Source organism: Niabella beijingensis (assembly GCF_020034665.1).
GTDB lineage: Bacteria > Bacteroidota > Bacteroidia > Chitinophagales > Chitinophagaceae > Niabella > Niabella beijingensis.
Map to the genome: position 1 here is coordinate 2,180,859 of NZ_JAIQDI010000002.1, position 17,799 is coordinate 2,198,657.

The following is a 17,799-nucleotide window of genomic DNA, read 5'->3' on the forward strand; positions in this document are numbered from 1 at the left end:
ATTGCTCAATTGTACCCGGCAACTGAACTCTTAATTCTCATATCTCAACTCTTATATCGCACTTAATCCTGAAATCTCAGCCGATAATTCACAGCATCCGAAAACGTTTTAGCAAAATATGGTGCTTACCGGTGCTTTATTCAGCATTGTTGAGTAAATTTAAATGCTCGGGGCAGCATTTGCTGTTCATTTCTCTATTTATAAACAAAGCCATATGTCCAATTCAAGAAGAACCTTTATCCGCCAGGCCGCATTGGCCACTACCGGTACATACCTGGCCTCCATGGGATGGTCTGCAAAAAGCTACGGTAACATCCTTGGTGCGAACGACCGGGTACGTGTAGGAATCGTAGGATTCTCCGACCGGTTCCGCAGTTCCCTCTTCCCTTCTTTTTTAAATCATTACAAGAAACTGAACTTCGATATTACCGGAGTATCCGATCTGTGGAGTTACCGCCGTAACCTCGGTACTGAATTCCTGCAGGAGAAACTGGGGCATCCTGTAAAAGGATACCGCAATAATGAGGAGCTGTATTCCGCCAAAGATGTGGATGCGGTTATCATCAGCACGGCCGACTTCCAGCATGCGCTCTGCGCCATTGAAGCGGTAAGTGCCCGCTGCGACGCTTACGTGGAAAAGCCTTTTGCTGAAACCATGGAAGACAACCGGGCAGCATTAAAAGCGATCAACGCATCAAAACAGATCATTCAGATCGGTTCCCAACGCCGCAGCGGTACCAATTACAAGGCCGCTGAGGAATTTATACGGTCGGGAAAATTCGGGGATATCAACATGGTGGAGCTCACCTGGAATGTGAACCAGCCCGGGCGCTGGCGCCGGCCGGAACTGGTTGCCAAATTAAAACAGGAAGATACGGACTGGAAGCGGTTCCTGATGAACCGCCCTTATGAAGACTGGGATCCCCGCAAATACCTGGAGTATCGCCTGTTCTGGCCTTATTCCTCCGGTGCCTTCGGTCAGTGGATGAGTCACCAGATCGACACCGTGCACTGGTTCAGCGGACTGAAGCATCCCCGCAGTGTAACCGCCAACGGCGGCATTTATCAATGGAAGGATGGCCGCCGGAACTGGGACACCACTACAGCAGTGTTTGATTATGGTCCGGAAGAGGATCCTTCAAAAGGATTCCAGGTAGTATTTATGTCGCGCATGACCAACGGCGATGAACGGCCGGCAGAAGTTTACTACTCCAACGGCGGTGAGCTAAACCTGATCACCAATAAGGTTTCGCCCAGGGGCGGACTGGAAGAAAAATTTGCCCAACCCATGGGCATGAAGGCCAACCTGTTGCCGGAATTTTCACTGACCGAAAAGGCAGAAAAAGTGGAAACATCGGCCAACACCGGTGCCGATCCGCTTACCAGCAGTCATATGCTCAACTGGATGGAATGCGTACGCAGCCGCAAGCAGACGCATGCACCTGCCGAAGCGGGTTATATGCATTCGGTGGCCAATATCATGGCCACGGCAGCAGCCCGTACAGGCATGAAGGCTACTTTTGATGCCAGTACCCAGGAAGTAATGGCAGGTGGAAAAGTGTTTAAATATTAAGTAAGCAGGAACATATATAAAAAGCGGGAAGACAATGTGCTTCCCGCTTTTATTATTTCAGTGCCGTGCTTCTATAATTCAAAACTTTCGATCCGGTGCTCACTTACCAGGTAGGCTTCCAGCTGTGCCAGCTTTTTTGTGGGGATCATCAGGTTCAGGGATACGACCATTTTTTCGGGGAAGGATTCCAGTTTTACCTGCTCCAGCCGGGAGATATAGGGTTTCAGCTGCCGTATGATCTCATCTTTGATCGCCGTATTATTGTGCAGCAACACGATCCGGAGAGTACGGCTTGTTTTCCCGGAGAAAAGGGCCAGGTTCAGGTACCGGCCGGTATATACGATCAGCAGACAGGTGCCTAAAAAGATCGCTGCGAGATAGATCTTCCCAAACCCGATCGACATCCCTACCGCAGCCGCCATCCAGATCACACTGGCCGTGGTAAGACCGGAAACATTGATCCCATCTTTAAAGATCACCCCTGCACCCAGGAAACCGATCCCGCTGACGACATAAGAAGCAATACGGGCACCATCTGCATAGGGCCCGGTGATCTTAAGCGACAGAATGGAAAATAAGGCGGATCCCAGACAAATGACAGAGATCGTTTTCAGCCCCGCGGCCTTGTCCTTCAACTCCCGTTCAAGTCCAAGGATAAGTCCTGCCAGCAATGCCAGCAGGGCCTTGTACAGATCGGTCATTTCAAAAACATCCGTCATCATGCGCTTATTACACCCGGATGGGCAATGATTTTGTCACTAAGTTAGAACAATTCCTGCTGATTGGTTGGTTTCTCGTTCTCCACCCATTCCATTACCACCGATTTGTTATAGTCGGTCAGCTTTGCTCCCACTGCCTTCCAGCCCATTACATCGGTCATTTTTGCCAGCTTGAACTTCGCGCTCCGGATCTGGCTTCCCTTACCGCTTTGCACCATCAGTACCGGTTCCGGCATGGTGGTAGCACACTCCAGGTAGTTGCCGTCTCCTTCTTTTATAAACAGGAATTTATTCTTCAATGTGGACGTTTCGATCTTAAAGCGCTTTACATTAAACTGCAATTGCTTTTTATCGACATAAACCGCCGTAATGATCTTTTCCGGATCAAACCGCTCGATCAGCAACACTTTATCCGCATCAAACTTCTGCGTCATCTCCTGGTCGGTTATTTCATAATAGCCATCCGTATAAAGCACCAGGATGCGGTCATCCGGCTCAAACATACCCAGGTACTGGCCTTTTTCCTCTGCACTCAACCGGCCGAACTTATCGTCGAACCATAGTTTCCGCCCGCTCAGCGTGGCCCTGCCCGCCTCTTTGAATTTTACTGATTTGATGGGATATTTGGTTACCTGGTTTCCCATGCTGCTGCGTCCCTTGATGGCCAGTTCCTCAAAATAAAAATCCAGTTCTTTGATCCGCGCGCTGGAGCTCGGACTCAGTGTGATCTTTACCACTTCCGCTTCCCCGTTGGGATTTACGGTAAAGTAATGCACTTTGCTTTTATCATCCCCCTTGGTAAGATCATATACTTTATCGCGCGTGATACCGGTTACATTAAAACGCTTGGCATAGCTCATTCCGGTTTTACCATCCACATACACCATATTATAGGTGGTACGCTCATCATTCTTCAAAAAGACCGCAGCATGCAGGATATCCTTACCCACAAAGGTTTTGTCGGATACCTTGATCACCTTCATGATGCCCCGTTTTGTAAACACAATGATATCATCCAGGTCGGAGCATTCGAACAGGAACTCATCCTTCTTCAGTCCGGTTCCGATAAAGCCGCCGGAACGGTCCATGTATAATTTGGCATTCGCGATCACTACATTCCGGGCCTCGATCACTTCAAATTGTCTGATCTCGGTTTTACGTTCGCGTCCCTTACCGAACTTGGTCAGCAGGTTCTCAAAATAAGTCACTGCAAAGTCTACCAGGTGTGCCAGGTCGTGCTTCACCTGTTTGATCTCCGCTTCCAGGCCCTTAATCTGTGCGATCAGTTCATCAATATCCAGACGATAGATCCGGCGCACCGGTTTTTCGGTCAGCTTAAGGATATCCTCACGGGTAACATCCCGTTTCAATAACTTTTTAAACGGAACAAATGCCTTGTCGATCGCTGCAATAACTTTTTCCCAGGTCTCGTGTTTCTTCTCCAGCTCCTTATAGATCTTTTCTTCAAAGAAGATCTTCTCCAGGGACGTATAATGCCATTTCTCATTGAGTTCACCCAGCCGGATCTCCAGTTCTTTTTGCAGCAGGTCCTTGGTATTGTCTGCCGAGATCTTCAGCAGATCCGGCACCGAAAGGAACTGCGGCCGTTTATCCACGATCACACAGGCGTTGGGGGAAATAGAAATTTCGCAGGAGGTAAATTTATACAAAGCATCCATGGTGATGTCCGGGGAAATGCCCGGTGCCAGGTCTACCTGCACTTCTACATTTGCAGCCGTGTTATCCGTAACTTTTTTGATCTTGATCTTTCCCTGGTCGTTGGCCTTTACGATCGACTCGATCAGCTGATCGGTGGTAACGCCGTAAGGAACGCTTTTGATCAGCAGTGTTTTTTTATCCAGCTCTTCAATATGCGCGCGTACTTTTACCTTGCCACCCCTTTTTCCGTTGTTGTAGTCCGCCACATCAATCATTCCGCCTGTCTGAAAATCGGGATACAATTCAAATTTCTTTCCCCGCAGGTACCTGATGGATGCATCGATCAGTTCGACAAAATTGTGGGGCAGGATCTTTGTTGATAATCCCACGGCGATCCCTTCAGCTCCCTGGGCCAGCAGCAAGGGAAACTTCATCGGCAGTGCGATGGGTTCGTTGTTCCTTCCATCATAGCTCAGCTGCCAGTCGGTTGTTTTGGCGTTAAACGCCACTTCCAGCGCAAATTTGCTCAGGCGGGCCTCGATATACCTTGATGCTGCGGCATCATCCCCCGTCTCGATATTTCCCCAGTTACCCTGGGTATCGATCAGGAGATCCTTTTGCCCAAGGTTTACCAGGGCATCCCGGATACTCATATCCCCGTGCGGGTGATAGGACATGGTTTGTCCTACAATATTGGCTACTTTATGAAGGCGACCGTCATCCATTTGCTTCATGGAATGCAGGATCCGCCGCTGTACGGGCTTTAATCCGTCTTCAATGGCAGGCACCGCCCGCTCTAAAATCACATAGGAAGCATAGTCCAGGAACCAGGTCTTAAATTGGCCCTGCAATCCGGTCACTTCGTTTTCTTCCAGTTCTCCTTCTTGTGTTGTTCTATCGTCTTTCATTGTTGTTCTTTCCAATAATTCCTAAATGCGTGTATTTAAATCCTTGTTTCAATTTTAGCCCGTATCCCAGGGCCCGGTCCAGTGCCGCATGACCAAATAGTATGACCCCGGTAAGCAGCAATACCTGGTTTGCCAGCAGGATTCCGGCAAGATAAAACAAAATAGCAACTGTGCGGTGGTGAAAAAAATTATAAACTGCAGCACCGGTTTTGTTACCGGCCAGATACCCCAGCATACTGATATCCGGTCCGAAAAGCAGCAATACATAAGCCCACCAGGGTGCATGATAACCATAAAGGCCGGCAATCGCCAGCAGCAGCATGCCGCATTCTTCCAGGGTAAGGAGCGCTTTCATTGTATGGGTTTAAAGTTCTGCCTCCGGTACCTCCTGCGGCTCGTTTCTGCCGGCCAGGCGTACATCAAAACTTTTCCAGTCCTTGTCAACAGCACCTTCCGCGCTGACCTTTCCGGCCTGTATCAGTTCCTTTAACCGCCACATGATAAAGAGATCGCCTGTTTTGATCTTCATCCGGTTCAGGGTGTTCGACAATACACGTGTTGCCTTCTGCCATTCCCCGGTAATATTTTTTAAGATCTCCTCATCATAGAACGAGACATCCCTTCCGGCGATCTTCTTTCCGCCTTCCAGTATCCGTACCACCGCATTCTCCTGTACCAGCTTGTTCCATTCATCCGGGTCGATCTCAAATTCGCTGAGGGTAACGGGTCGTGCCAGTTTCCGGGCCTTCAGGAATTCCGATGGCCGGATCTCCCATAACCAGGAAGGATAAAAGATCTGGCCTTTTTCATTAATAAACGGAAGATTGTTCAGGTACAGTACCATAATACGCCCCTGAAATTCCTTCAGCTGCGGCACCAGCCAGTAATAGCCGGTTACATCATGCTGGTTCTGTCCCATCCATATCCATACAACCTCTTCCGGATCGGCTGTGAGCTGCGCTTTTATGGCGGCTACGGTTTTACGGTCATCAAAATCGCCGCCTGCTTCCATTTGATAGGGAGATCCTTCGGATAAGGTCTGCCACCAGTTAAGGCGTTCCTGCCAGCCTTCGGCTGTATCCAGCGCAGCCAGCGGCCCTACAGCAAAATCATCCCTGATCTGGATCACGGACCCCTGCAACGACGGATCCAGTGCTGTCACTTCCTGCATCAGTTCCACTTCTACCTGGTTAAATACGATATGAATCATTTTTTGCTATTTATAATGGCCGCAAATCTAAAAAAAAACAGCCTCAAACCCAAGAAGGGTTTGAGGCGGGTATAAACTTGAAGACCTGGGCACCCGGCCCGGGTGCACTTTTAGCTGAACAGGTCCCTTATTTTTTCAAAGAATCCTTTTTCGGCTTTTTCCGGTTGCGGCTTCAGATTGGAGGATTCCGAGAGTCTTTCCAGCAATTCTTTTTCTTCTTCGGTCAGCTGCTGCGGGGTCCATACATTCACCTGGATCAGCTGATCGCCTTTTTCATAATGAGAATGTACATTGGGAAATCCTTTACCTTTTAAACGGAAGATCTTGCCGCTTTGTGTGCCCGGCGGGATCTTGATCTTTGCGCGCCCGTCGATGGTAGGCACTTCCAGGCTGGTGCCGAAAACAGCATCCGTAAACGAAATATGCAGGTCGTAAGCCACATTCAGCCCTTCGCGGTGCAATTCTTTATGCGCCTCTTCTTCGATCAGAACGATCAGGTCCCCGGCCATACCGCCACGTTCCCCGGCATTACCCTTACCGCTTACACTCAGCTGCATGCCCGCTTGTACGCCTGCCGGAACGTCAATGGTGATCGTTTCTTCTGCATATACCCGGCCTTCTCCTTTACAGCTGCCGCATTTTGCGGTGATGGTCGTTCCTTCGCCGTTACAGGTCGGACAGGTGGTTACGGTCTGCATCTGCCCGAGGAAGGTATTCTGCACGCGGCGTACCTGTCCGGAACCCTGGCAGGTGGAACAGGTCTGTACACTTCCTTTATCCTTGGCACCGCTGCCGTTACAGGTGGTGCAGGTCACATATTTTTTTACCTTAATGTTCTTGGTAACCCCTTTTGCAATCTCTTCATAGCTCAGCTTCAGCTTTACCCGGAGGTTACTTCCCCGCACACCGCGGGCACGCTGTCCCTGGCGGCTGCGTCCGCCTCCGAAGAAGCTGCCGAACAGGTCTTCCCCGAACACATCTCCGAACTGGCTGAAGATGTCATCCATATTCATACCGCCACCAAAACCACGGCCGTTGCCGCTTACACCCGCATGGCCAAACCGGTCGTACTGCGCCCGCTTATCTGTATCACTTAATATTTCGTACGCTTCCGCGGCCTCCTTGAATTTATCTTCAGCAGCTTTGTCACCGGGATTCCGGTCCGGGTGATACTGCATTGCTACTTTACGATAGGCTTTTTTTATTTCATCAGCCGCGGCTGATTTGGATACGCCCAGTACTTCGTAATAATCTCTTTTTGACATCTTATTTACCTACTACAACTTTTGCGTGACGGATAATTTTATCATTCAGATAGTAGCCTTTCGTTACTTCATCCACCACCTTGCCCCGCAGCTCCGGTTTGGGAGCAGGGATTTCCGTAATGGCCTCAAAAAGATCCGGATCAAAATCCTTTCCAATGGCTTCCATGGGTTTTAATCCTTTCGACTGAAGCACATTTCTCAATTTATTAAAGACCAGCTTAATGCCTTCTTTCAGCGCGATGGTATCATCCGATTTCTCCATTTCGGCCTGTGCCCGGTCAGCATCATCCAGTACATCCAGCAGGTCGGTGATCACATCCTTCCCGGCAGTCTGGAACAATTCGATACGTTCTTTTGCTGTCCGCTTTCTGAAATTATCAAATTCTGCAGCCAGACGCATGTATTTATCCTTGCTTTCACGGAGTTCAGCTTCCAGCGCTTCCTGGTCGGATTCCCCCAACGGGTCTGTCAAATGTTCCGTTCCGCTAACATTTTCATCAGCATTGATATTCAATCCATTGTTTTCATCCTCAGGAATATGCGTATTTTCGTTCATATCTTTTAATCATTTTAGTTGGCTAACCTTTCAGGTCAATAATATTGCCAAGACTGTTATAGAGACAAAATGGCGGTTTATTTACAAGATTTTCTGCAAAAATGGGAAATTCAAAAAAAACTGCCTCTGTTTTAAGCTTTTACACACTTTGTAAGTCAAAAAATCAGTAGTTTCAATTTCCAAAAATAACACTAATCCAATGATTCAGAAAAAGCTGGTTATTTTAGCCATCGCTATATGCGGACTGCTTGCTGCAGGGGCGCAAACACCGGAACAAACGCTTAATAACTGGTCGGAAAAAAACAGCATAGAGAAACTTTACCTCCACCTCGACCGGGAATCGTATATCGCGGGCCAGTCGATCTGGTTCAAAGGATACCTGATGACGGACTATGTACCCAGTCTCCGGACCTCTACCGTATATGTGGAACTGCTCGACAATAATTCCGCCGTAGTCATGCGCAATATCTTTCCTGCTTATTTAGGGGTTACCCTCGGACAGATCGAAATACCCGAAACCTTTGTATCCGGTTCCTATCAGCTCAGGGCCTATGCCCCGCTGATGCTGAACCAGCCGGGATTTGTGTACAGCAAACGGATCGAGATCTTCGGCACCGCAGCCAAAGGAACAAAAACGAAAGAAACCACTGCAGCCACCAACTTGCAGTTCTTCCCGGAAGGAGGCAACCTTATCAATACCTTACTGAACAATGTGGCCTTTAAAGCCGTTGACCAGAACGGATATCCGGTTACGGTTTCCGGTCAGCTAAAGAACAATAAAGGGGATGTGATCACCAGCATCTCCGCTACCCATGATGGTATGGGGCTGTTCACCCTGGTGCCCCAGCCTGCTGAAACCTATTATGTGGTGCTGGATCAGAACCCGGCCAAACAATACCCCCTGCCGGCAGCTACTGCCAGGGGCATCACCTTCAGCATCGCCAATTCGCCCAAAGGAAAGCAATTTAAGATCGAACATCCCCAGAATGTGCCGGAAGAATTCCGCGCAGCGTTCATGATCGGACAAATGGGAAACCAGGTGCTCTTTAAGCAACCCCTGCAACAGGGCAAAGACCTGATCGGCGGGGTGATCCAGACCAGCAACCTGTTATCCGGCATCCTTCATGTGACCGTATTCAACAAGGACAACATGCCGCTGGCTGAGCGGCTCACATTCATTAACAATAAGGAATACATATTACCCGGCGAACTGGTGGAAGACACCCTGAACACGACCGCCCATCAGCGGAACCGTTTCAGTTTAAACCTGAAGGACACCATCATCGGCAACTTCAGCGTTTCGGTTACCGATGCCGATTATGAAACCAGCGAATACCGGCCGCTCAATATCTATTCCTATTTCCTTCTTAACAGCGACCTGAAGGGCTATATCCATAACCCTGCTTATTATTTCCGGTCGGATGCCGATTCTGTAAAGAATGCGCTGGATCTTGTAATGATGACCAACGGCTGGACCCGATTTAAGTGGAGCGAAGTGGTCAAGAATACGTTACCGATCAATCAATATAAAGATCCGGGGTATATCGACCTGAAAGGCAGGATAACGATAGAAGGAACCCGCAAGCCCTTTGCCAACAAGGATGTGGTAATGATGATGCGCCCGGTGGATACGTTGCTGGGAAGATCCGGACCGCCCAAGATCATCCAGACCGACTCCGCTGGTGGCTTCCGGCTCGACTCACAGATCATCTTTGAGACCAACCGGATATTGTTTGCAGATATCAAGGGAGCAAAAAGCAAATACATCAAGGTAAAAATGGATTCCGACTCGCTGAACCGGAGCTATACCCTGGAGCCGGTGCAGATCCCCTACCGGGACACGATCAATCCGCAGACCGAAGAAAAGATGCTGGATGCCTACAATGATTACCTGACAGCAGAAGGACTGACATTAAAAAATGTGACCGTTAAAGGCCGGCAAAAATCCGAAAAGGAAAAGCTTGAGGATGAGTACACCAGCGGTCTCTTTTCCGGCGGCATCAATTCCCGGGTACTGGACCTCAGGAATGAACCCGGCGGAGGAATGAACATCTTTGAATACATCCAGGGCCGGATTCCCGGTGTAACGGTAACCCGCGACCAGGAGGGCCAGTATGTGGTCCGCTACAGGGATGGCGGCTTTGGAAATGGTAAAATGGCCATTTACCTGGATGAAATGCCCACAGATCCGGTGTTTATAGAATCGATTCCCGTAAACCAGATCGCATTTGTAAAAGTGATGGGCAATTTTGTCGGCGCCTCCGGCGGAGGAAGCGCCCTGGCCATCTACATGAAAAAGGGAGCAGACCTGTCTGCAGCCACCGATGCCTCCACAGATATCATTGTTTATAAGGGCTACTCCATCATCAAACAGTTCTATGCGCCTGATTATGATCTTAAAAATATCGACGCTTCCAAACCGGACAACCGGCTGACACTTGCATGGATGCCGGATATTTCCCTGGCAAATGTGAGTCCCAAAGTGCCGGTGATCTTTTACAATAACGACCGCACCAAACATTTCAGGGTAGTAGTGGAAGGACTTACCAATGACGGGCGGATGCTGATGATCGAAAAAACCGTAGGCGGCAATTGATTTTTCTGATACGGTTATGTAATAACCGGGGAAAGCGCATCTCTAAATAGCTGCAACCAAAGAACCATTTGCAGATTATTTTGTAACTTTCTTATAAAACATCAGGTAATGATGCGCTTTTTTAAACTCATTGCAGCATTGGTTGCAATCACCTCCGCTGCACCGGTGTTCGGCCAGGATTTTGTGTCCCGCCTGGAGACGTGGAATGAAAAAAATCCCATTGAAAAAACATACCTCCAGCTGGACCGCGGAACCTATTTCTCCGGACAAACGATTTGGTTCAAAGCCTATTTTTTATCCGGCTTTCTTCCGTCTGCTGCAAACTCAACGCTGTTTGTAGAATTATTAAACAATCAATCGGCCCTGGTGCTCAAAAAGATCGTTCCCGTATTCGGGGCGCTCTCCTATGGCCAGTTCGACCTGCCGGATTCCCTACCTACCGGATCCTACCAGTTACGGGCCTATACACCGCTGATGCTGAATTTTGATAAAGCTTACCTGTTTTCCCAAAGGGTAATGATCTACGGCCGCAATAAACCACGCGCGGTTCCGCCGGCACCGGCCGCGGTCAGTATCCGTTTTTTCCCCGAAGGCGGTAACCTGGTCTCGGGGATCAGCAATATTGTAGCATTTAAAGCAGTTGACCAGAATGGCCTGCCCGCCAACGTCTCCGGCGAGATCCGCGATGAAGCGAATAAAATGATCACTGCATTTACAAGCAGTCATAACGGGATGGGGCAACTTACCCTTACACCGGTTGCGGGTATGCGGTATCATGCGGCATTAACCGGACAGCAACAAGTGGAGTTGCCGCAAAGCAGCACGGAAGGCTTGGTGCTGAAATTAAAAAACGACCGTGCCGCCAAAACCTTTACGCTTGATTACAGGGGCAGCCGCTACACACCTGTATATATGGTTGGTCAGATGCAGCACCAGATCGTATTTAAACAAGCCCTCTCCTCCACAGGTAATAACCGGATAAACGGTGTCATTCAAACCGGCGACCTGCCATCCGGTGTATTGCAGATCACCTTTTTTAACAAAGATGGTATACCCCTTGCAGAGCGGCTGACCTTTATCAACAATAAAGAATACATACTACCGGCAACCTTCCGCGCCGATACACTGAATACAGCGCCCCGTAAACGGAATCATTTCAGCATTGAAGTTCCGGACAGCATCACCGGTAATTTCTCCGTTTCGGTAACCGATGCTGACTATGATGCAGCTGGAACCCGCCCGCAAAACATTTACAGTACGTTCCTGCTCACCAGCGATATGCCCGGGTATATACACGAGCCCGCCTATTACCTGGGCAATGATGCCGCGGCATCAGATGCAGTGGAACTCGTGATGCTGACCAACGGGTGGCGCCGGTTCAAATGGACCGATGTGACGGCCAATACCCTTCCGGAACCACAGCATAAAGACCCCGGTTTTATCAGTCTTTCGGGTAAGGCCACCATCGCCGGATCTGGCAGATCATTTGCAGACCGTGATCTGCTGGTATGGGTAGCTACCGATTCGGGCCGCAGTCTGCAGATGGTAAAAACGGATGCAGAAGGCCGCTTCAAAATGGATTCTATGATCTTTTTTAATAAAGCAAGGGTGCTGTTCAGTGATGTGATGGGAACCAAAAACAAATTCCTTACCATAAAACTGAATGCCGATTCGCTGACCCGCTCTTATGCGCTTCCCCCTTTGAAACTTCCGCTGGACCCTGCAACCGGAACAACCGGCACGCTGCCGGTCAAAATGAATACTGCCTATTTTGACTATACGCGCGGTGAAGGTGTAATGCTGGACAGCGTTGTGGTACTGGGAACCAGGAACCGGCTGCAGCAACTGGAAGAACGCTATATGAGCGGGTTGTTTGCCGGCGGTATCAATGCCCGGACGCTGGACCTGACCCGCGAGTTCATCCCTAACATGAACATCTTTGATTATCTGCAGGGGCGCATTCCCAGTCTGACCATTGAACGCGGTGGTCAGTTTGGGAATTACCGGTTGTTTTACCGGCAGGCCGGCGCCAGACAGCCCATGCAACTGTACCTGGATGAAGTGCCCACCGACGCCAGCATGATCGCCGCTATTCCGCCTTCCGATATTGCGCTGGTAAAAGTATTTCCCAGTTTTGCGGGCGCACCCGGTGGTGGCGGCAATGGGGTGCTTGCGGTGTACACCAAACGCGGCGATGAACTCAACCGCTCTATGGAATCATCTGCCACCATTGTGGATTATGAAGGGTACAGCATTATGAAGGAATTCTATGCCCCCGATTACGCCATACCTGCGGCCAACCAATACAACGACTACCGGCTGACGCTCGACTGGAAGCCCGAAGTATTTGTTTCCGGCAGCGATCAGCGCATCTCCATCCCTTTTTATAATAATGACCGTACCAGGCGGTTCAAGATAGTTGCCGAAGGAATTACCAGCACCGGTAAATTATTGATGGTGGAGCAGTATGTGGAGCGGGGTACAAAATAAAATACTGAACGTCACTAAAACGCCTTAACCGCATTGAAGCTGATGCCTTCATATTTTTAAAGATCACCGGTGCGCTGCACCTGTTCACACCTGTTTTACCTTTTGGGCTATTGCGGTTGACGCCGCTAACGCAGCTTAGAAAATCAAACACCGTTTTCATGCGTTCTGAGATAAGGTGCAGCGCACCGGCTGCCCCGATAGCAAGATCATTATGTCGGTCATGAGCCGCAGCGCGGCGGTAACCTATCAAAAATTGTTGCATATCTATGTACCTATGTTCCCGTTTGTTTTTGAACGATCGATTGATTCAGCCAATGCAATTCAAAAAAAACAAGCCGGAATTTCCTTTCCATCCATGGCTCAGGTGCAGCGCACCAGAAATCCCGGTAACAAGATCATGATATTACATGTGAGCCGCAGCGCAGCGGTAACCTGTCGGAAGATTATTTCATAATTATTGCACTTATGTCCTTCTTGTTTTTGAGTTGCACTAAATTTGACGCTGCTAACCAGCTCAGAAAATCAAACACCGTTTTCAAGCCTTCCGAGATAAGGTGCAGCCCGCCGGCCGGCCCCGTAGCAAGATCATCACGTCAGGCATGAGCCGCAGCGCGGCCGTAACCTGTCGGAAGATTATTCATATTACTGCACTTATGCCCTCTTGTTTTTGAGTTGCACTAAATTTGACGCTGCTAACACAGCTCAGAAAATCAAACACAACTTTGCCTTCTGAGATAAGGTGCAGCGCGCCGGCCGCCTCGTAGCAAGATCATCACATCAGGTATGAACCGCAGCGCGGCCGTAACCTGTCGGAAGATTATTCATATTACTGCACTTATGCCCTCTTGTTTTTGAGTTGCACTAAATTTGACGCTGCTAACACAGCTCAGAAAATCAAACACAACTTTGCCTTCTGAGATAAGGTGCAGCGCGCCGGCCGCCCCCGTATCAAGATCGTCACATCAGGCATGAGCCACAGCGCGGCGGTGAGCTGACAGAAGATTATTTCATATTACTGCACCTTATGCCCCTCTTGTTTTTGAATTGCACTAATTTGACGCTGCTAACACAGCTCAGAAAATCAAACACGGTTTTCATGTCCTCTGAGATAAGGTGCAGCGCGCCGGCCGCCCCCGTAGCAAGATCATCACGTCAGGCATGAGCGGCGGTGAGAAAATAGCTTCATAGCTATGTGCCCCATGTTCCCGTTTGTTTTTGAACGATCGATTGATTCCGCCAATGCAATTCAAAAAAAACAAGCCGGAATTTCCTTTCCATCCAAACACGGTTTTCATGTCCTCTGAGATGAGGTGCAGCGCACCGGTTGCCCCGATAGCAAGATCATTATGTCAGGCATGAGCCACAGCGCGGCGATGATATACCTGCGATAGCCATTTGTAAAAATAAACCGGCGCCGCTCAGCCATACCGACCAATATAATAACCTATTACGGATACTTTATCCAGGTTTCTACACGGAACACCGGTAATCAGCAATCGAAATAATAAACGGCAATTTGAAATATATAAAAAATAAATTATATTTACTGCAAAAAAACCAGCTATGGCAAACACCTACACGCAATGTTATGTGCATTTGGTCTTTTCTCCCAAAAACAGAGAAGCATTAATCAAATACCAGTGGCAGGATCAACTTGAAAAGTATATCACCGGTATTATACAGAATCAAAAACACAAGCTGCTGGCCATTGGCTCAATGCCCGACCACATTCACATTTTCATTGGCTATAATATAAATCAGCTGATACCAGATCTTGTGGAAACAATAAAAACCTCTTCTTCTGCCTGGATCAAATACTCCGGGTTATCCGCTTTCAAATTTGAATGGCAACGGGGCTACGGCGCTTTTACGCATTCGCATGCCCAGGTAGACACTGTTATAAATTATATCCGTAACCAGGAGACACATCATAAAAAGAAAAGTTTTAAAGATGAATATCGCGACTTGTTAAAAGAGTTTGAAGTTGGATTTAATGAAAATTATCTATTTGACTTTTTTGACCAGCAATAAAATAAATGTCCTGTCTTTTTCTGAATGAAATCACACAATATATTGGACAGTCCTATTATCAAACTAGCTTTTAACTAAAATTACCGGTGCGCTGCACCTGTATGCCCGTTTGCTTTTGAGGCTATTGCGATTGACGCTGCTAACGCAGCTTAGAAAATCAAACACCGTTTTCATGCGTTCTGAGATAAGGTGCAGCGCACCGGCCGCCCCCGTAGCAAGATCATCATGTCGGGCATGAGCGGCGGTGAGAAAATAGCTCCATAGCTATGTGTCCATGTTCCCGTTTGTTTTTGAACGATCGATTGATTCCACCAATGCAATTCAAAAAAAACAAACCGGAATTTCCTTTCCATCCACGGCTCAGGTGCAGCGCGCCGGCCAGTCCCGTAACAAGATCGTCATGTCGGGTGTGAGCCGCAGCGCGGCGGTAACCTATCAGAAGATTATTTCATATTACTGCACTTATGCCCTCTTGTTTTTGAATTGCACTAATTTGATGCTGCTAACGCAGCTCAGAAATTCAAACACGGTTTTCATGTCCTCTGAGATGAGGTGCAGCGCAGCGGCTGCCCCGATAGCAAGATCATCATGTCGGGCATGAGCCGCAGCGCGGCGGTGAGCTGACAGAAGGTAGTTTTATATTTCATGAAGCTATAACCGGGCACAAAGTTCAGCCTTCCGCTTCCTCGCCTGCTTTGCTTATCTTTATTGCCAAACGTATACTATGACCATCGGATCGATTATAGAAATCCTTGAATCCATAGCCCCCGCTGCCCTGCAGGAAAGCTACGACAACGCCGGCTTACTGACCGGCCAGCCCAACTGGTCCTGCACGGGTGTGCTTTGTTGTCTGGATACAGTTGAGGCAGTTGTTGATGAAGCTATTGAAAAGGGCTGCAACCTGGTGGTAGCCCATCATCCGATCCTTTTCTCGGGGTTAAAAAAGATCAATGGTAATAATTATGTGGAGCGTACGATCATCAAAGCCCTAAAAAATGATATAGCGATCTATGCCATCCATACCAACCTTGATAATGTACTGCATGGTGTGAATGGCAGGATCGCAGCACAGCTCGGACTTACCAACCTGCAGCTGCTGGCGCCGAAACAGCAGCAGCTTGAAAAACTCTATTTTTTTGTGCCACAGGAACACGCCGAAAAGGTCAGGTCCGCTATTTTTGCGGCCGGCGGCGGTGCCATCGGTAATTACCGGGAATGCAGTTTCAGCGCAACCGGAAGAGGCACATTCCTTCCGGGAAATGATGCCCGGCCTTTTACCGGCGAGACCGGCAAACGCCATGAGGCTGAAGAACTGAAAATTGAGATCCTTTATCCCTTCCATCTGAGGAACAGGATACTGGCGGCGCTGCGCAACAACCATCCTTATGAAGAGGTTGCCTATGAAACCATTACCCTAAACAACCTTCATCAGGAGATCGGCGCTGGTATTACCGGGGAGCTTCCCGAAGCCCTGGAAGAAACCATATTCCTGCAACGGCTCAAATCGGTTTTTGACCTTCAGGTGGTCCGCCATACGGCCCTGCTTGGTAAAAAGGTCCGGAAAATAAGTATCTGCGGTGGAGCCGGCAGCTTTCTGACAAAAGCCGCAATAAGCTCAAAATCAGACGCATACATCACCGCAGATATTAAATATCACGAATTTTTTGATGCGGACGGCAAGATCCTGCTGGCGGACATCGGGCATTATGAAAGTGAACAGTTCACCATAGATTTACTCCATCACATTTTACAGGAAAAAATCCCTAACTTTGCCGTCCTTAAAACAGCGGTAAATACCAATCCTGTACATTACCTGTGATGTGGATTTTATTGGCTGCTTTTAACTAATATTCAAACAGTAAGAAACATATGCCACAAATTAAAGAGTTTTCAATTGAAGAAAAACTGGGCTCCCTGATCAATCTGCAAAAGATCGACAGCAAGTTGGATGAGATCAAAATTTTAAAAGGAGAGCTCCCTATGGAAGTAGCTGACCTCGAAGATGAGATCCACGGACTGCGCTCCCGGCAAACACGGATTGAAGAAGAGATCAACGGTGTTACCGAATTCATTGAAGAACGCAAAGGGGCAATCAAAGAATCAGAAGAACTGGTAAAAAAATACGAGAAAGACAGCGAAAACGTAAAGAACAACCGCGAGTTTGAAGCCATCAATAAAGAGATCGAAATGCAGCAGCTGGAGATCAAACTGGCAGAAAAACACATCAAGGATGCCAATGAAGAGATCGCTGACAAACTCCTTCTGCTGGAAAAAGCAAAAAAGAACCTGACCGCCAAGGAAGGGGTACTGGAGCTGAAAAAAGCGGAGCTGGAAAAGATCATTTCTGCGAATGAAAAAGAGGAAAAAGAATATCAGAAACTTTCCCAGTCAGCAAAAGATAACGTAGAACCCCGCCTGCTGGCCAGCTATGAAAAAATCCGCGGTAATTTTCGCAATGGGCTGGCAGTAGTACCCGTAGTACGCGACGCCTGCGGAGGTTGTTTTTATGCCATCCCTCCTCAAAAACAGAGCGAGATCAAACAACATAAAAAGATCATCGCCTGCGAGAACTGCGGCCGCATCCTGGTGGATGAAGAACTGCACAATACCGTTGAAGTAAAATAATTGAAAGATTTTTTCCTGTCTGCCTGCAGACAGGCTTTTTATTTTCCCCCATTTGCAAGAATGGGGGTTTTTCTTGCCCGGCCTGTCACAATCTCATCTTATGACCGGATAAACTGTTAACAGAATATGAAACAGAAATTCCCGAATTGAGATGCAGCAATTGAGCG

At 48.4% G+C, this 17,799-nt stretch carries 13 protein-coding genes; 7 read left to right on the forward strand and 6 right to left on the reverse strand.

Annotation, left to right across the window (positions count from 1 at the left end; all coding sequences use genetic code 11):
* Positions 1-214: 214 nt before the first annotated feature.
* The gene (locus K7B07_RS25145; RefSeq protein WP_223713304.1) at positions 215-1,573 is read left to right on the forward strand and encodes a Gfo/Idh/MocA family protein; all 1,359 of its coding nucleotides are present in this window, start codon (positions 215-217) and stop codon (positions 1,571-1,573) included.
* Between the two features lie 71 nt (positions 1,574-1,644).
* On the opposite strand, the gene K7B07_RS25150 is transcribed toward K7B07_RS25145, so the two are convergent.
* From K7B07_RS25150 to K7B07_RS25175, 6 genes are all read right to left on the reverse strand, one after another.
* Positions 1,645-2,295, reverse strand: coding sequence for an MgtC/SapB family protein (locus K7B07_RS25150; protein WP_223713305.1), 651 nt, complete (start codon positions 2,293-2,295; stop codon positions 1,645-1,647).
* A gap of 41 nt (positions 2,296-2,336) precedes the next feature.
* Complete coding sequence (locus K7B07_RS25155) at positions 2,337-4,859, reverse strand: DNA gyrase/topoisomerase IV subunit A (RefSeq protein WP_223713306.1); 2,523 nt, start codon at positions 4,857-4,859, stop codon at positions 2,337-2,339.
* The gene (locus K7B07_RS25160) at positions 4,846-5,214 is read right to left on the reverse strand and encodes a DUF4260 domain-containing protein (RefSeq protein ID WP_223713307.1); all 369 of its coding nucleotides are present in this window, start codon (positions 5,212-5,214) and stop codon (positions 4,846-4,848) included. Before K7B07_RS25160 ends, K7B07_RS25155 begins: the two co-directional genes overlap by 14 nt.
* 9 nt (positions 5,215-5,223) lie before the next feature.
* Complete coding sequence (locus K7B07_RS25165) at positions 5,224-6,069, reverse strand: DUF1835 domain-containing protein (protein WP_223713308.1); 846 nt, start codon at positions 6,067-6,069, stop codon at positions 5,224-5,226.
* A 110-nt stretch (positions 6,070-6,179) separates the two neighbouring features.
* Positions 6,180-7,334 carry a molecular chaperone DnaJ gene (dnaJ, locus tag K7B07_RS25170; protein WP_223713309.1) on the reverse strand — a complete coding sequence of 385 codons (1,155 nt, stop codon included), beginning with the start codon at positions 7,332-7,334 and terminating at the stop codon, positions 6,180-6,182.
* A 1-nt stretch (position 7,335) separates the two neighbouring features.
* Positions 7,336-7,890, reverse strand: a complete 555-nt coding sequence (locus K7B07_RS25175) for a nucleotide exchange factor GrpE (protein WP_223713310.1) — start codon at positions 7,888-7,890, stop codon at positions 7,336-7,338.
* A gap of 199 nt (positions 7,891-8,089) precedes the next feature.
* On the opposite strand from K7B07_RS25175, the gene K7B07_RS25180 reads away from it, so the two are divergent.
* The 6 genes from K7B07_RS25180 to K7B07_RS25205 all read left to right on the forward strand — a co-directional run bounded on the left by K7B07_RS25180 (position 8,090) and on the right by K7B07_RS25205 (position 17,632).
* Positions 8,090-10,486, forward strand: coding sequence for a hypothetical protein (locus tag K7B07_RS25180; protein WP_223713311.1), 2,397 nt, complete (start codon positions 8,090-8,092; stop codon positions 10,484-10,486).
* A gap of 108 nt (positions 10,487-10,594) precedes the next feature.
* Positions 10,595-12,976, forward strand: coding sequence for a hypothetical protein (locus K7B07_RS25185; RefSeq protein WP_223713312.1), 2,382 nt, complete (start codon positions 10,595-10,597; stop codon positions 12,974-12,976).
* 220 nt (positions 12,977-13,196) lie between these two features.
* Positions 13,197-13,430 (forward strand): hypothetical protein, encoded by a 234-nt coding sequence (locus tag K7B07_RS25190; protein WP_223713313.1) that lies wholly within the window; start codon positions 13,197-13,199, stop codon positions 13,428-13,430.
* 1,109 nt (positions 13,431-14,539) lie between these two features.
* On the forward strand, positions 14,540-15,007 hold the full coding sequence (gene tnpA, locus K7B07_RS25195) for an IS200/IS605 family transposase (protein WP_223713314.1): 468 nt from the start codon (positions 14,540-14,542) through the stop codon (positions 15,005-15,007).
* Between the two features lie 724 nt (positions 15,008-15,731).
* Positions 15,732-16,826 carry a Nif3-like dinuclear metal center hexameric protein gene (locus tag K7B07_RS25200; protein ID WP_223713315.1) on the forward strand — a complete coding sequence of 365 codons (1,095 nt, stop codon included), beginning with the start codon at positions 15,732-15,734 and terminating at the stop codon, positions 16,824-16,826.
* 50 nt (positions 16,827-16,876) lie between these two features.
* Complete coding sequence (locus tag K7B07_RS25205) at positions 16,877-17,632, forward strand: zinc ribbon domain-containing protein (RefSeq protein WP_223713316.1); 756 nt, start codon at positions 16,877-16,879, stop codon at positions 17,630-17,632.
* The last annotated feature ends 167 nt before the right edge of the window (positions 17,633-17,799 follow it).

What these genes read in the sequence shown, in the direction of transcription:
- K7B07_RS25145 (WP_223713304.1), top strand. Translation starts at nt 215, where the DNA reads ATGTCCAATTCAAGAAGAACCTTTATCCGCCAGGCCGCATTGGCCACT.
- K7B07_RS25150 (WP_223713305.1), bottom strand. Translation starts at nt 2,295, where the DNA reads ATGATGACGGATGTTTTTGAAATGACCGATCTGTACAAGGCCCTGCTG.
- K7B07_RS25155 (WP_223713306.1), bottom strand. Translation starts at nt 4,859, where the DNA reads ATGAAAGACGATAGAACAACACAAGAAGGAGAACTGGAAGAAAACGAA.
- K7B07_RS25160 (WP_223713307.1), bottom strand. Translation starts at nt 5,214, where the DNA reads ATGAAAGCGCTCCTTACCCTGGAAGAATGCGGCATGCTGCTGCTGGCG.
- K7B07_RS25165 (WP_223713308.1), bottom strand. Translation starts at nt 6,069, where the DNA reads ATGATTCATATCGTATTTAACCAGGTAGAAGTGGAACTGATGCAGGAA.
- dnaJ (WP_223713309.1), bottom strand. Translation starts at nt 7,334, where the DNA reads ATGTCAAAAAGAGATTATTACGAAGTACTGGGCGTATCCAAATCAGCC.
- K7B07_RS25175 (WP_223713310.1), bottom strand. Translation starts at nt 7,890, where the DNA reads ATGAACGAAAATACGCATATTCCTGAGGATGAAAACAATGGATTGAAT.
- K7B07_RS25180 (WP_223713311.1), top strand. Translation starts at nt 8,090, where the DNA reads ATGATTCAGAAAAAGCTGGTTATTTTAGCCATCGCTATATGCGGACTG.
- K7B07_RS25185 (WP_223713312.1), top strand. Translation starts at nt 10,595, where the DNA reads ATGATGCGCTTTTTTAAACTCATTGCAGCATTGGTTGCAATCACCTCC.
- K7B07_RS25190 (WP_223713313.1), top strand. Translation starts at nt 13,197, where the DNA reads ATGAGCCGCAGCGCGGCGGTAACCTATCAAAAATTGTTGCATATCTAT.
- tnpA (WP_223713314.1), top strand. Translation starts at nt 14,540, where the DNA reads ATGGCAAACACCTACACGCAATGTTATGTGCATTTGGTCTTTTCTCCC.
- K7B07_RS25200 (WP_223713315.1), top strand. Translation starts at nt 15,732, where the DNA reads ATGACCATCGGATCGATTATAGAAATCCTTGAATCCATAGCCCCCGCT.
- K7B07_RS25205 (WP_223713316.1), top strand. Translation starts at nt 16,877, where the DNA reads ATGCCACAAATTAAAGAGTTTTCAATTGAAGAAAAACTGGGCTCCCTG.